Origin of the sequence: Affinirhizobium helianthi (genome assembly GCF_042680945.1) — a bacterium.
Taxonomy (GTDB): Bacteria; Pseudomonadota; Alphaproteobacteria; order Rhizobiales; family Rhizobiaceae; genus Neorhizobium; species Neorhizobium helianthi.
In genome coordinates this window covers 481,311-494,772 of record NZ_JBHUEQ010000003.1, presented here as the reverse complement: position 1 = coordinate 494,772, position 13,462 = coordinate 481,311, and the positions used below count along the sequence as shown (strand labels likewise).

Annotated in this window: 16 protein-coding genes, 1 tRNA gene and 1 riboswitch; of the genes, 7 read left to right on the top strand and 10 right to left on the bottom strand. The window is 57.1% G+C overall.

From position 1 onward, the window contains the following. Window positions 1-8 precede the first annotated feature (8 nt). Window positions 9-1,145, bottom strand: a complete 1,137-nt coding sequence (gene gcvT / locus ACFSE1_RS02935) for a glycine cleavage system aminomethyltransferase GcvT (RefSeq protein WP_377396290.1) — start codon at window positions 1,143-1,145, stop codon at window positions 9-11. A gap of 154 nt (window positions 1,146-1,299) precedes the next feature. Further along, window positions 1,300-1,387, bottom strand: a riboswitch (glycine riboswitch). Window positions 1,388-1,683: 296 nt separating this feature from the next. Further along, window positions 1,684-1,962, bottom strand: a complete 279-nt coding sequence (locus ACFSE1_RS02930) for a hypothetical protein (RefSeq protein ID WP_377396287.1) — start codon at window positions 1,960-1,962, stop codon at window positions 1,684-1,686. Window positions 1,963-2,068: 106 nt separating this feature from the next. Between ACFSE1_RS02930 and crcB the strand changes: the two genes are divergently transcribed. The 6 genes from crcB to ACFSE1_RS02900 all read left to right on the top strand — a co-directional run bounded on the left by crcB (window position 2,069) and on the right by ACFSE1_RS02900 (window position 6,934). Next, window positions 2,069-2,446 carry a fluoride efflux transporter CrcB gene (crcB, locus tag ACFSE1_RS02925; protein WP_377396284.1) on the top strand — a complete coding sequence of 126 codons (378 nt, stop codon included), beginning with the start codon at window positions 2,069-2,071 and terminating at the stop codon, window positions 2,444-2,446. Between the two features lie 98 nt (window positions 2,447-2,544). Next, window positions 2,545-3,543, top strand: a complete 999-nt coding sequence (locus ACFSE1_RS02920) for an RluA family pseudouridine synthase (RefSeq protein WP_377396281.1) — start codon at window positions 2,545-2,547, stop codon at window positions 3,541-3,543. 1 nt (window position 3,544) lies between these two features. Beyond that, entirely contained in the window at window positions 3,545-4,198 is a 654-nt protein-coding gene (locus ACFSE1_RS02915) for an HAD-IA family hydrolase (RefSeq protein ID WP_377396587.1), read from the top strand. A gap of 9 nt (window positions 4,199-4,207) precedes the next feature. After that, a complete protein-coding gene (locus tag ACFSE1_RS02910) occupies window positions 4,208-4,996 on the top strand; it encodes an ATP12 family chaperone protein (RefSeq protein ID WP_377396278.1) in 789 nt (262 codons plus the stop codon). 63 nt (window positions 4,997-5,059) lie between these two features. Next, window positions 5,060-5,539: a hypothetical protein gene (locus ACFSE1_RS02905; protein WP_377396275.1), complete on the top strand. Its 480-nt coding sequence runs from the start codon at window positions 5,060-5,062 to the stop codon at window positions 5,537-5,539. Between the two features lie 96 nt (window positions 5,540-5,635). After that, window positions 5,636-6,934: an alpha/beta hydrolase family protein gene (locus ACFSE1_RS02900; protein ID WP_377396272.1), complete on the top strand. Its 1,299-nt coding sequence runs from the start codon at window positions 5,636-5,638 to the stop codon at window positions 6,932-6,934. Between the two features lie 29 nt (window positions 6,935-6,963). Here the strand turns inward: ACFSE1_RS02900 and ACFSE1_RS02895 are convergent, their stop codons facing one another. The 8 genes from ACFSE1_RS02895 to ACFSE1_RS02860 form a co-directional block, all read right to left on the bottom strand. After that, window positions 6,964-7,278: a DMT family transporter gene (locus ACFSE1_RS02895; protein ID WP_377396269.1), complete on the bottom strand. Its 315-nt coding sequence runs from the start codon at window positions 7,276-7,278 to the stop codon at window positions 6,964-6,966. Window positions 7,279-7,403: 125 nt separating this feature from the next. Next, window positions 7,404-8,237 (bottom strand): S-formylglutathione hydrolase, encoded by an 834-nt coding sequence (fghA, locus tag ACFSE1_RS02890; RefSeq protein ID WP_377396267.1) that lies wholly within the window; start codon window positions 8,235-8,237, stop codon window positions 7,404-7,406. A 26-nt stretch (window positions 8,238-8,263) separates the two neighbouring features. Continuing rightward, complete coding sequence (locus ACFSE1_RS02885) at window positions 8,264-8,938, bottom strand: DUF1345 domain-containing protein (RefSeq protein WP_377396264.1); 675 nt, start codon at window positions 8,936-8,938, stop codon at window positions 8,264-8,266. Beyond that, complete coding sequence (locus ACFSE1_RS02880) at window positions 8,935-9,408, bottom strand: YaiI/YqxD family protein (RefSeq protein WP_377396261.1); 474 nt, start codon at window positions 9,406-9,408, stop codon at window positions 8,935-8,937. The genes ACFSE1_RS02885 and ACFSE1_RS02880 overlap by 4 nt, the downstream gene beginning before the upstream one ends. Further along, entirely contained in the window at window positions 9,405-9,866 is a 462-nt protein-coding gene (locus ACFSE1_RS02875; RefSeq protein ID WP_377396258.1) for a GNAT family N-acetyltransferase, read from the bottom strand. The genes ACFSE1_RS02880 and ACFSE1_RS02875 overlap by 4 nt, the downstream gene beginning before the upstream one ends. Beyond that, window positions 9,863-10,990: an S-(hydroxymethyl)glutathione dehydrogenase/class III alcohol dehydrogenase gene (locus ACFSE1_RS02870; protein WP_377396255.1), complete on the bottom strand. Its 1,128-nt coding sequence runs from the start codon at window positions 10,988-10,990 to the stop codon at window positions 9,863-9,865. The genes ACFSE1_RS02875 and ACFSE1_RS02870 overlap by 4 nt, the downstream gene beginning before the upstream one ends. An 81-nt stretch (window positions 10,991-11,071) precedes the next feature. Then, window positions 11,072-11,995, bottom strand: coding sequence for a DMT family transporter (locus tag ACFSE1_RS02865; RefSeq protein ID WP_377396252.1), 924 nt, complete (start codon window positions 11,993-11,995; stop codon window positions 11,072-11,074). A 278-nt stretch (window positions 11,996-12,273) separates the two neighbouring features. Then, window positions 12,274-12,358, bottom strand: a tRNA-Leu gene (locus tag ACFSE1_RS02860). A 188-nt stretch (window positions 12,359-12,546) separates the two neighbouring features. On the opposite strand from ACFSE1_RS02860, the gene lipB reads away from it, so the two are divergent. After that, on the top strand, window positions 12,547-13,272 hold the full coding sequence (gene lipB, locus ACFSE1_RS02855) for a lipoyl(octanoyl) transferase LipB (protein ID WP_377396249.1): 726 nt from the start codon (window positions 12,547-12,549) through the stop codon (window positions 13,270-13,272). The last annotated feature ends 190 nt before the right edge of the window (window positions 13,273-13,462 follow it).

Sequence of the window (13,462 nt, the reverse complement as noted above, 5' to 3'; positions counted from 1 at the left end):
CGGAGGAATTAGCGTTTGTAGGTTTGTGTGACGAAAGGCAGCGAGGAGACAACAAGCGGCAGATACTTGCCGCGCACCTCGGCGAACACGGTTTGGCCGGGAATTGCGAGCGGGGTCGGCACATAACCCATGGCAACCGGGCCCTCTGCGGAAGGGCCGAAAGTGCCGGATGTGACTTCACCGATCTCCTGCTGCCCCTCTGCATCGGCAAACAGTCTGGAATGAGCACGCACAGGTGCCTTGCCTTCTGGCCGCAAGCCCACACGGCGGCGGCTGGTCTTGTTGGCAAGTTCGCCCAGAATTCGCTCTGCGCCGGGGAAACCGCCCTCCCGTTCGCCACCGGCGCGGCGGGCCTTCTGAATGGCCCATTCAAGCGAGGCCTCTATGGGGGATGTCGTCCTGTCGATATCGTTGCCGTAAAGGCAGAGTCCCGCCTCAAGACGAAGGGAATCGCGTGCGCCAAGTCCAATAGGTTCGCAATCGGGGTGTGCCAGAAGTGCCTTTGCCAGCTCTTCGGCCTTTTCGGCGGGCACGGAAATCTCGTAACCATCCTCGCCCGAATAGCCGGAGCGAGAGACAATGCAGGATGCGCCCACCAGCATCACATCACGCACATCCATGAATTTCATGGCGGTAACATCTGGCGAAAGCGCACTCAGCACGGCTTCCGCCGCAGGGCCTTGCAGAGCAATCAGCGCACGGTCTTCCAGCGGCTCCACCGTGCAGCCGGAGAGATTGGCCTGCATGTGACTTATGTCTTGCGCCTTGCACGCCGCGTTGACGACCACGAGCAGATGATCGCCGCGATTGGTAATCATCAGGTCATCGAGAATGCCGCCATTTTCGTCGGTAAAGAATCCGTAGCGCTGCCGGCCTTGTTTGAGACCCAGAATGTCGACGGGAACAAGCGTCTCAAGCGCGATAGCCGCATCTGCGAGCCTGCCGCTTGCTGGCCGAACGATGACCTGACCCATATGCGAAACGTCGAATAGGCCAGCCTTGGCACGTGTGTGGAGATGCTCCTTCAGCACGCCCGCGGCATATTGCACTGGCATGTCGTAGCCAGCGAATGGCACCATGCGTGCGCCGAGTGAAATATGAAGGGAATGAAGAGGTGTGGTGTTCAGTTGGCCGGGTTCGGTCAAGGACGCCTCCAGGTGATGCGCGGCCAGGCCGCACGAGCTCAGTTCATGGCGCGCTATGCGCCGTTCAAAAGAGCCCCCTCTGTCCTTCGCGCCTGAGATTGTTATCCCTTCGGCGAGCCCTTCGCTTCGAAAAGGCTTCTCTCCAGAGTCCTGTCGTTCCTCGCTGGTCCTTTTGCCTGAGAGTTTCCGGGGCGGTTGCTCCTTCGGCGCCGCATTGAAGCGGTTTCTCCCAGCGAGATGCGCGTCATTATGAGAGTGGTGGGGCACTTGGCAAGAGGCAAATGTCGCGATCTGCGCAAAATTTGTCGCAGTCCCCAAGTGCGAGCTTTATTAGCCGATGTCTTGCGCTGGCCTGAATCCGCTTGAAAAGAAGGAAGCGTGGTCATCGGTTACGGACACCAGACTGTGGAGGAGTGAGAAGGAACTGTCAGCGTCTACGTCAGGAGAGCAGGAAATTATGCGAAACAGGAATGCAAAATGAGAGTTAGCCACGCGTGAGCGGTGGGGTCCTTACCGGCATATTGATTCGCAACGGCGCTTATTCGTTCTCGCTGTTTTCGCGATAGGCGTTCTCAACAGCTCGATGGTCAGTCAGTGGCTGCTGCCCGTGATGCAGTGCGAGATCCAACGACATGGGAGTTGCTGGAATGAGCGCCGTGGTTTCCTCTGGGCTTCCGCCACGCACCCGCTCTTCATTTCTTTCCGTATCCTGCTTTGCATCCTGGACCTGGTCACGGGTACTGACGCGCCGCGAAGGCTTCATAGCCTCCATAGCAAAGGCCGCAGTGTTTGCGGACACTGAAAGTACCTGGGTCATCACACACTCCTGTCGCGTTACAGGTAAATATACGTGACCTTTTCTTGGTTCCCCTTTAAGGTTCCACTTCCAATTTTAGTGAATTCAACCGCTTAAGAGTTCTTCCATGTTGAATATCCTTCTGGTTGCCGCAGGTGGCGCATTCGGTTCAATTTGCCGCTACCTCACGGGGCTGCTGATGACGCGCCTTTTCGGAACGGCTTTTCCCTGGGGCACAATCACCGTTAACATTGTCGGCTCGTTTGCAATTGGCTTTTTGACCGAACTGGTAGCACGCAAGTTCAACGCTTCCATGGAGATGCGTCTGTTGCTCGTGGTCGGGATTTTAGGCGGCTTTACAACCTTCTCGTCTTTCTCTCTGGATACGGTTGCCCTGCTGGAAAGAGGCGCAACAATGCCAGCTGTGATTTATGTTCTTGCAAGTGTTCTCGTATCACTGACGGCAACTTTCGCCGGGTTTGGATTGGGGAGAGCCCTGCTCTGATTGCTGCATCAGGTAATTTCGCCTTTCCCTTTGCGCGAAAAATCATCTAAAGGCTGAGGAAATGGCCGTTCTGGCTCTTCCAAATAGAAAGATTTTCGATGGCAGGCATCGAGCATATCCGCGTTGATGCGGACGAGGCTGGCATGCGCCTCGACCGCTGGTTCAAGATTCACTACCCCGGCCTCGGGTTTGGCGCGCTGCAAAAATTGCTGCGGTCCGGCCAGATCCGGGTGGAGGGTGGACGTGTGAAATCCGATACCCGGCTTCAGCCGGGTCAGATGGTCCGCGTGCCGCCCATGGATGTGGACCCGAAGGTTCCAAAAGCCGGTCCAATTGGCGGCAAGGACCTGAAGCACGGCGACGATGGCGAGTTGTTGGCACGTATGCTGCTGCACGAGGATGACAAGGTCTTTGTTCTGAACAAGCCAGCCGGTCTGGCAGTTCAGGGCGGTTCTGGCGTGACGCGCCACATCGACAAGATGCTGGATGCATGGATCAACCAGAAGGGCGAGAAGCCTAGACTGGTGCATCGTCTCGACCGCGACACCTCTGGTGTTCTCGTTATCGCCAGAACGCGCGGTGCGGCACAGAAATTGACGGCCGCATTCCGCGAGCGTGACACCAAGAAGACCTATTGGTCGCTGGTGAAAGGTCTGCCGCGCAAACGTGAAGACAAGATATCGACATGGCTGGTGAAGGAGCAGACACCGGACGGCGACCGCATGCGGGTTGCCAAGCATGGCGAAGAGGGTGCCGATCATGCCGTCTCCTATTACCGCGTTATCGATACGGCAGCGCAACGACTGAGCTGGCTGGAAATGGAGCCCTATACCGGCAGAACGCACCAGTTGCGCGTTCATGCATTGCACATTGGGCATCCGATCATTGGTGACCCCAAATACTTCATTGACGACCCGAACTGGGATTTCCCGGGCGGTGTGCAGAAACGCCTGCACCTCCATGCGCGCCATATCGATATTCCCCACCCATCCGGTGGGCGTTTGAAGATTACGGCGCCGCTGCCGCCCCACATGGTGCAAAGCTGGAATCTGCTTGGTTTCGATCAGGCAGATGGCATTCGTGATGATGAAGAGTGATCTGCGCCTCGTGCTGTTCGATTGCGACGGCACGCTGGTCGATAGCGCCCATCTCATCCATGAAGTCATGCGCAAGACATTTGTGCATTTCGGTCACCCTGAACCTTTGATGGAGCAGACCAAGGCAATCATTGGTCTGACGCTGGATATTGCAATCGCGCGTATCCAGGGGAAGCCTCATGTCGATGACGAGGCAGTGCGGATGATGGCCCATTACAAGTCCGTCTTCCACGAAACCAGACAGGAAACCGGCTTTGAAGAAAAGCTGTTCGATGGCATCCGCGGTGTCATGGATTCGCTTGCCGCTCGTGATGACCTGCTTCTGGGCGCTGTGACCGGCAAATCTCGCCGGGGCCTCGACGTTATTTGCAGGGCGCATGGTTTCGATACGATCTTTACTGTAAGCCGAACCGCCGATGACTGCCCCTCGAAGCCGCATCCTGCCATGGTGACCGAGTGCTGTGACCAAACGGGCATGCGTGTCCAGGATACTCTTGTCATCGGGGATGCGATTTACGATATGCAGATGGCGAAAGCCGCCGGGGCAAAGGCCATCGGCGTGGCTTGGGGTTATGCTTCCGTGGCGGAGCTTAAGGCTGCGGGTGCCGATGCTATTGCTGAGAACCCCAGGGATCTTTTGAGCCTGATTGGCTGAGGATATTCAATGCGAGAACTATTCGATCTTCCGGAAGGGCTGAGCCATCCCGATCCGACGCGGCGGGCGCAGATACAGATGCAGAAGCCGCTGCCCAAGCGCTTTTATTCTGAAGTGACTGTTGCCCAGGAGGGCGCAGTCTTTGCAATTCACTTGGATGGACGCCCCGTGAAGACGCCAGCGAAAAAAGCGCTGGCCGTTCCCACCGCGCAACTGGCAGAGATCGTCCGCGCAGAATGGACATCACAGGTCGATGTGATTGATCCGGCGACGATGCCCGTCACGCGGATGGTCAATACGGCACTTGATGGCGTGGCCAATGATCCGCAATCAGTTTTTGACGACATCCTGCGTTACTCGACCAGCGATATGCTATGCTACCGCGCCGAGGAGCCGATGGAACTTGTCGCGCGTCAGGCAGAGCGTTGGGATCCCGTTCTTGATTGGGCCGCCAACAGCCTCGGCGCTCGTTTCATTCTCATCGAAGGCATCATGCCGCAAGAGCAACCTCAGCAGGCAATTCAGGGACTGTCAGCTTCGCTGCGTCGTTTTGATACGCCTCTGGAGCTTGCAGCTCTTCACACAGTCACCACCCTCACAGGCTCAGCCATTCTGACCCTGGCTTTTGCGGAAGGTTTCCTTTCTGCCGATCAGGCATGGGAATTGGCGCATCTCGATGAGGACTGGACGAATGAATTGTGGGGCATAGACGCTGAGGCCGAGCAGCGCCGGAAAAAAAGACACCAGGAATTGCAGGCCGCAGTTGCAGTTTTTTCGTCGGTGCGCGCCCCGACTTAACTCAATGCTAACGCTGTTTGGCGATCATCGGTGCAAACGCCCCGGTGATCCATGCACGCGTATTTGGCAAGGTTTTCATATCTGGTTCTTGCTTGGCTGATCCTCAGCAGCTTTCGCATTGGCCCGCAGGCCCATGCGCCCGAAATGCCATTGCTTTATGATGTCCGCGGTGCCTTCGTCAGTGCGCCCGCTTCGGTATCGCCGCGCCTGGTCAGCGAGATCGATACGCGTCTTCATGCCTCCATTCGCGCCACATTCCGTAAGACGCTTTTGCCGCGGACCATCATTACCGTGCGCATTTTCGATGTACGGCATGAGAAGTTTCTGGTGGGTGGTCTCGCTTCCGCGCGAATTAGCGTTGAAGCCACAGCAGTGGGCAATGGGGAAAAGATCGCGGCCGGAGGCTTCAATGTCTCTGCCTATAGCCTGAGTGCCACTTCGGGCGAATCTCTGCTGGCGAAACGCATTGCGGAACGTGTAGCGACAGAATTCCGTCTTGAAGACGCGGGTTCTTCGACTTTGGCGACTGCGCTCTTCCCTTGAGCTTTGCAGTTTCATCTCATCATCATACTTCTGCTCTCTAACTCCCCACTTTCGCGAGATTCGTGCGGATGACACATGATTTGGAGGACGGTTCTGATGATCAAACGAATGGGCATTGCCGCAATGATGATGCTGGCAACAAATTCAGCGGGTGCTGAGAACAGGATAGATCAAATCCGCCCTGATGCACCGGAACTGGCTGCATTTGGTGCTCATGCCATTGGAGTTAGGACGCTCAAACTCGTCAATCCTGATCAGATCGACATCAAGAAAGTGGAGCCGGGCAAGGAGTTGCCGCGCTACGATCGTCCGCTCACGGTGGAAGTCTGGTATCCCTCGGAGAAAGGTTCTGCTGGGGGCGAGTACCACACGCTTCTCCGCGATGGTCAAACGGAAGTGACGTTGAAGGGCAGGGCAGTCAGGGATGCCGCGCCAGAGAAGGGTGAGAAGTTTCCCCTTGTCATCCTGTCTCATGGTTATCCCGGCAACCGTTATCTCCTGAGCCATTTTGGCGAAAACCTGGCCAGTAAAGGCTATGTGGTCGCCTCCATCGATCATACTGACAGCACTTACGATGATCGGGGAGCCTTCGGCAGCACCCTGGTGAACAGGCCGCTGGATCAACGTTTCGTGTTGGACGAAATATCGCGCTTGAGCGCGACAAAGGACGGATTCTTGTCCGGTCTGGTCGATACCGAGCGTACGGGCCTCATTGGCTATTCAATGGGTGGTTACGGGGCTGTCATTACCGCTGGTGCAGGCGTGACTGATTCAGCCGTAGCGGCTGGTTGGTCGGCCCCTGCTGGAACTCTCGGCGTGCATAAAGCCGGTACCGAAAGCCATCGAAAGCTGTTTGACCAGAGGTTCAAGGCCATCATGTCCATAGCACCCTGGGGCATGCAGAGGGGTATGTGGGATGGCGCGGGTACGGCGGAAATAAAGGTCCCGATCTTCTTCATGGCAGGTAGCGCAGACGATGTCTCCGACTATGCAAAGGGTATCCGTCCCCTCTTTGAAAGCAGGATGCCAGTTGATCGCTATCTGCTGACCTTTGACAATGCCAACCACAATGCAGCAGCCCCGATGCCTGCACCGGCAGAAAGCTGGAAGAAGAGCGAAAGCCTTGGCTATGCGCCCTTCGATCATTACGCGGATCCGGTATGGGACAGCGTGCGGATGAACAATATCGCCCAGCATTTCGCCACCGCCTGGTTTGACCTGAAGCTGAAGAATGAACAGGGCAAGGCGCGATATCTCGACCTCGTAGAGGATGCAGATAAAGGTGTCTGGGCTGCGAATGCTGAAGGTGGCTTCAAGCCCGAGCACAGCTATTGGGCAGGTTTTCCCAATAGAACCGCCAAGGGCCTGAAGCTGGAGCACCGCGCTCCGGATTGATCATCCGCACGCAGGTACAGCACCTGCCGTCAGCTGGTCACTTTCAACCCGATGATTCCCGCAAGGATAAGGCCAATGCAGAATAGGCGCGCTGCCGTTGCGGGATCCTTGAACAGGATGATGCCGAGGATGACTGCCCCCAGCGTGCCAATTCCGGTCCAGATAGCGTAAGCCGTTCCGATTGGCAGATCGCGCACTGCGAGGCCCAGCAGAACCACGCTTGCAATCATGCAGACGACGGTCAAAACGGTGGGGACAGGCTTGGTAAAGCCTTCGGTGTATTTCAGGCCAATGGCCCAGCCGCATTCCAGTATGCCCGCGAGGGCGAGATAGATCCAGGGCACGATGTCCGCTCCTGCAAGAGAGCGGGGACGGCCCCGCCTATAGTGTTGCGCCCCCAGGAGGGGCGCACGCAGTCGTCTGCGCACGCCGAAGATAAAGCGCCCGACGGCCCAATCAAGCCATTTTTCTAGCCGAGCCGCTCCGCATGCCACCGCAGATGGTCATCCATGAAGGTCGAGATAAAGTAATAGGAGTGATCGTAGCGCTCATGCATGCGCAGCGTCAGCTGGATGTCCGTGTCCTTGACCGCCTCTTCGAACAACCAGGGGCGCAGGCCATTTTCCAGGAAGCTGTCAGCCTTGCCCTGATCAATCAGGAACTCCGGAAAGCGGGCGCCATCCTCCACGAGTGAGCAGGTATCATATTGCCGCCAGGCTTGTCGATCTGCGCCGAGATATTTCTCGAAGGCGGGCATTGACCAGTCTGCCGATGAGGGTGCAACGATTGGTGCGAAGGCCGAGCAGCTCTTGAAGCGGTCGGGGTTCTTGAGGGCGATGGTCATTGCGCCATGGCCGCCCATCGAATGGCCGAAGATGCCCTGACGATCCATATCGACGCGAAAGTGCTCCGAGATCAAGGCGGGCAGTTCCTGGGTCACATAGGTGTACATCTGGTAATGCTCTGCCCAAGGGGCCTCGGTCGCATTCAGATAGAAGCCTGCACCTTTGCCCATCTGCCAATTGGTCAGTTCGTCGGCCACGTCATTGCCTCGGGGGCTTGTATCCGGGCACACGATGATGAGACCAAGTTCTGCCGCCAGCCGCCGATACTCGCCTTTTTCCATCACGTTGGCATGGGTGCAGGTCAGGCCGGAAAGAAACCACAGGACAGGTCTCTTTTCGCTGGTGGCTTGCGGAGGGACGAAGACTGCAAAGGTCATGTCGGACTTGCAAGCGGCTGACTCGTGCTGGAACACCCCCTGCATTCCGCCGAAGGCTGTGTTTTGAGAGATGACTTTCATGGGTTTCTTCCTGTTGTGTTTCGCATTCAGCCAGCCAGCGCAACGGCGGCGTTGACTGTGGCTGCGACCAGAACCGTGTTGAAGAGGAAAGCGACCAGCGCATGCGCAAGGTTGAGCCGCCGCATGGCTGTCGTGGTGATGGCGACATCCGAGGTTTGCGCCGTCATTCCGATGACGAAAGAGAAGTACAGAAAATCAAATCCGGCAGGCTCCTTCGTTTCCGGGAAGGCAAGGCCGCCCTGCGTCACCAGAAGGCCATTCTCATCTGTGCGACGGCGCCAGAAATGATGGGCGTAATGGGCGGAAAACATCGTGTGCAGGGACAGCCAGCCGCCAATGACGGAGAGAAATGCCAGCGCAATTTCGACCGTGCTGACATGGCTTGCGCGGTTAAGTGCGTTGAAGAGTGCGCCGATGGCAGCAATCACCGCACAAACCGTCAGAAGCAAGATGACCGAGGCAGGAGCATCGTCCCGCTCGGGGCTGGCCTTCAGGCGCGCAACAGTCAGGCGCGGAAACCGCACCGCCATGATGCTGAGATAGACGAGAAAGAAAGTGACAGCAGCGCCCTCAATGGCAAGATGCGGTGCGCCATAGACAAGCAGACAAAGACTCGTAGCCCCTGCCATGCCAGCCGCATAGAAGGGACTGTAGCGGCGGCTTCGCCAGCGGGAGCGGATCTTGCGCGGCTGTCCGCTCATGGCGCTTCTTCCGAAGCGGCTGTCTGGTCTATCTGCTTTGCTCTTCGGCACAAGCGGTCGAGTGTTGAAAGGAAACTGGACCTATCGCGCTGCGTGAAGGCTGCGTTATAGCCCTTGCTTTCCCCGGTTTCGCGAAGATGAGCGCCGAGGTCACGCATAGCACTTGCCATGCCAATGTTCGTTTCGTCGAACACCCGTCCCGTAGGCCCCGTTACCTGCGCGCCTTTTGCGACACAACGAACGGCAAGGGGAACGTCTGCGGTCACAACGATATCTCCGGCGGCTGCCCTTTCGGCAATCCAATCGTCCGCAGCATCGAATGCGCCTGATACGATGACATTCTTGACCATGGGATCGCGGGATGGGCGAAGCCCCGAATTGGCAACAAAGGTTACCTCGATCGCGTGCCTCTCGGCGACCTTGAGGATTTCGGCCTTGACCGGACAGGCATCTGCATCAACGTAGATCACTGCACCCCTCGCAACATGTCGATGTGGGGCAGCCCGTCCTCCACATATTCTTCCGATATGGGTCGGAAGCCGAGACTCGTGTAGAATGCCAGAAGATAGCTTTGCGCGGAAATCTCTATCGGTTGAGATGGAAAGGCCAGTTCGCAGGTCGAAAGTGCCTCCGCCATCAATGCTGCACCAAGGCCTTCGCCCCTGTGATCTTTCGAGACAGCCACTCGCCCGATCCGCGGATGGGCAGAGGGCGATGGCTGGAAAATGCGAGCGCAGGCTATAGGCAGCCCGTCCTGCAGAAAGCGCAGGTGCAGCGCGTTCAGATCGTCGCCATCCAGTTCTGGATATGCGCAAGCCTGCTCCACGACGAAGACATCCACCCGCAATCTCAGCAAGGCGTAGAGATCGACGGCGGAGAACTCTTCGAGCCTCCGCACATCGACCGTGTAATGGAGTTGAGAATTCAATAGACGACCACGCCGCGAATGCTGTCGCCCTTGTGCATGAGATCGAAGCCCTTGTTGATGTCTTCCAAGGGCATTGTGTGCGTGATCATGGGGTCAATCTGGATCTTGCCTTCCATGTACCAGTCAACAATCTTCGGCACGTCTGTGCGGCCGCGCGCGCCGCCGAAGGCGGTTCCCATCCACTGACGACCCGTCACGAGCTGGAACGGCCGGGTGGAGATTTCCTGACCGGCACCGGCCACGCCGATGATGACCGACTTGCCCCAGCCGCGATGCGCCGATTCCAGCGCCTGACGCATGACTTTCGTGTTGCCGGTGCAATCGAAGGTGTAGTCTGCGCCGCCAATGAGGTCGCCATTGCGCTTGGTCATGTTGACCAGGAAGGGAACGATGTCGTCACCGACCTCCTTCGGATTGACGAAGTGCGTCATGCCGAACTTTTCGCCCCAGGCCTTGCGGTCGGGATTGATGTCGACCCCGATGATCATGTCGGCCCCTGCAAGGCGAAGGCCCTGAAGGACGTTGAGGCCGATGCCACCCAGGCCGAAAACAATCGCGGTAGAACCGATTTCCACCTTGGCCGTGTTGATGACAGCGCCAACGCCTGTGGTTACGCCGCAGCCGATATAGCAAATCTTGTCGAAAGGTGCGTCAGGATTAACCTTTGCGACAGCGATCTCCGGCAGCACCGTGTAATTCGCGAAGGTCGAGCAACCCATGTAGTGATGGATCTTGTCCTTGCCGATGGAGAAACGGCTCGTGCCATCCGGCATCAGGCCCTGACCCTGGGTGGAGCGGATGGCGGTGCAGAGGTTGGTCTTGCGGGAAAGACAGGAATAGCATTCACGGCATTCCGGCGTGTAGAGCGGGATCACGTGATCGCCCTTCTTGACCGAGGTGACACCCGGCCCGACATCGACCACGATACCTGCACCCTCATGGCCGAGGATGGCCGGGAAAAGCCCTTCAGGATCCGCGCCAGACAGCGTGAAATCATCCGTGTGGCAGATCCCGGTTGCCTTGACCTCGATGAGGACTTCCCCGGCGCGTGGGCCTTCAAGCTGAACGGTCATGACTTCCAGCGGCTTGCCAGCCTGAACGGCAACGGCGGCGCGAACATCCATGGTACAATCTCCTAGGTTCTTGATTCCGAATGTGTTGTTGCATGGCAGGATAGGCCACTCAAGCCTGTTTGCGACATTGCCTCACGCTTCCCGTTTTCGCACCTGTTCTCGCCAAATGATGAACAGGCCGGAAGCAACGATGATGAAGATGCCAACCCACTTAGATGGCGTCGGAAAGTCTGAAAACAGCAGATAGCCGAGCACTGTCGCCGATATGATCTCAAAATACTGAAAGGGTGCCAGCAGCGAGAGTGACGCCATGCGGAAGGCTTTGACCACCAGCAGGTGCACATAGCCGGAGAGGGAGCCGAGAATGACCAGCAGAGTGAGGCCCAGCATGGAGGAGGGAAGCGACAGTTCGAAATCGACGATGTTTGCTTCATTTCCCGCCAGCAGCACGACACCCATGAAAAGGGTTCCGCCAAGCCCGGACATCATCTGCATGGTCAAAGGAGAATCCGCGTCACCCAAGGCACGGTTCAAAAACAGATACAGCGTGAAAAGCGCGGCACAGGCGACGGGCAGCAGGGAGGTCCAGCCAAATATTGCGTAGCTTGGCTGAATCACAACCATCGCCCCGCCGAAGCCCGCCAGAATGGCAGTCCAGCGTCGCCAACCGACCTTCTCACCCAGAAACAGCGCCGACATGATCGTCAGCATGAAGGGCTCGACAAAGTAGATGGCGAATACATCCGCCAAGGGCATATATTTGACGGCGGTAAAGAACATCAGGCTTGCGCCCGCATGAAGGCAGCCGCGCATCAGGTTCATCCAGGGGCGCTTCACGTTACGGAAGCTGCCAACACTCATAAAGAAAAGCGGTGCGAGAACAACGAGCTGGAAGAAAAAGCGATAGAAGGTGACTTGCCCCGGAGACATGGTTTCGAATGTCGCCATATATTTCGCTATGGCATCCATCATCGGCAGTACAATCATGCACAATGCCATGAGGAGCATTCCCTGGACCGAACGATCGGCTGTCGTGGCTGATGTCGCAGTTGTCATGGCGCATTCCTCTTTACATCGGTTGAAGCACGCAGCACGCGAACTCGCAAGGCGGGAGCGCGTCCTTAACCGTTCGGCCATTCGTGAAAAGGATCTGTAGGCGGAAAAACAGCCGGCTGAATCATCGCCCGCGAAGGCGTCTGGCAGTTTTGCGAAATCAGATGCGCCGAAACAGAGACATCAAAAATGACGGGGAGCGTAAAGAGCCAAGCTGACAGGCGCAGACGCCTCAAGTTTTTGACAGGCAACAAAAAACCCGGCCGAAGCCGGGTTTTTTTTGGTGCGGTCGAGAAGACTCGAACTTCCACGGGTTGCCCCACAGCGACCTCAACGCTGCGCGTCTACCAATTCCGCCACGACCGCATCGTGGTAGGCCTTCTTGCGTCGGCGAGGGAGCATCTAGCAAAGGGATTTCGGCAGCGCAAGTGTGCCGTGACAGTTTTTTGAAAGATAAATTGCTGCAGGAATTCCTATATGAGGCGAAGCCCGCATTTGCAGGCTTTTGCGCCTGTGGATATAAGCGGCCAGTCTTGAAAAAAGAGTTTTCCCTCATGCTGACACGAACAGACCTTCAGATTTCCATGATGCCGCAAGAAGGCAGCCCGCCAGTGCGCTGGCGAATCTCGGATGATCTGGTTCCATATGAGCATGCACTGGACATTATGAATCAGGAGGTGGAGGCAATAGCGCAGGGCAGGGCCGACGAGCTTGTCTGGCTGCTGGAGCACCCGCCGCTCTATACGGCGGGAACGAGTGCGGACATGTCCGACCTTATAGAACCCGATCGTTTTCCCGTTTATGCCGCCGGACGCGGCGGGGAATACACCTATCATGGCCCGGGCCAACGCGTTGCTTACGTCATGCTCGATCTGAAGCGGCGCAGGCAGGATGTGCGGGCGTATGTGGCAGCTCTTGAGGAAGTCATTATTCGCACCCTCGATTCCATGAATGTCCGCGGCGAGCGTCGCGAGGACCGCGTTGGCGTTTGGGTTCGACGCCCGGAAAAGCCAACGCTGCCGGATGGAAGCACGGCGGAAGACAAGATTGCGGCCCTGGGCATCCGCCTGCGCAAATGGGTGAGCTTTCACGGCCTTTCCCTGAACGTCGATCCGGACCTGTCGCACTTCTCCGGCATCGTGCCCTGTGGGATCTCCGCCTATGGGGTAACGAGCTTGATGGATCTTGGCCTGCCCGTGTTGATGACCGATGTCGATGTAAAATTGCGGCAGGCCTTTGAAGAGGTCTTTGGCCCGACAAAACAGGAGGTCGGCCGATAATAGCCGCCTGTGTCCGGACCTGACGCTCACTCTCCGCTCGGACAGTGAGCGATTTCGCATATTTATGGAACAATTCTAAAGATGAATATTGTACACAGGTTTTAACGGAAAAAAGTTGACACTCGTTGTCATATTAGTAGTTATCGGCTCCAACCGATATACAGGACGAGCCGGTTAAGCGCATCGAAAT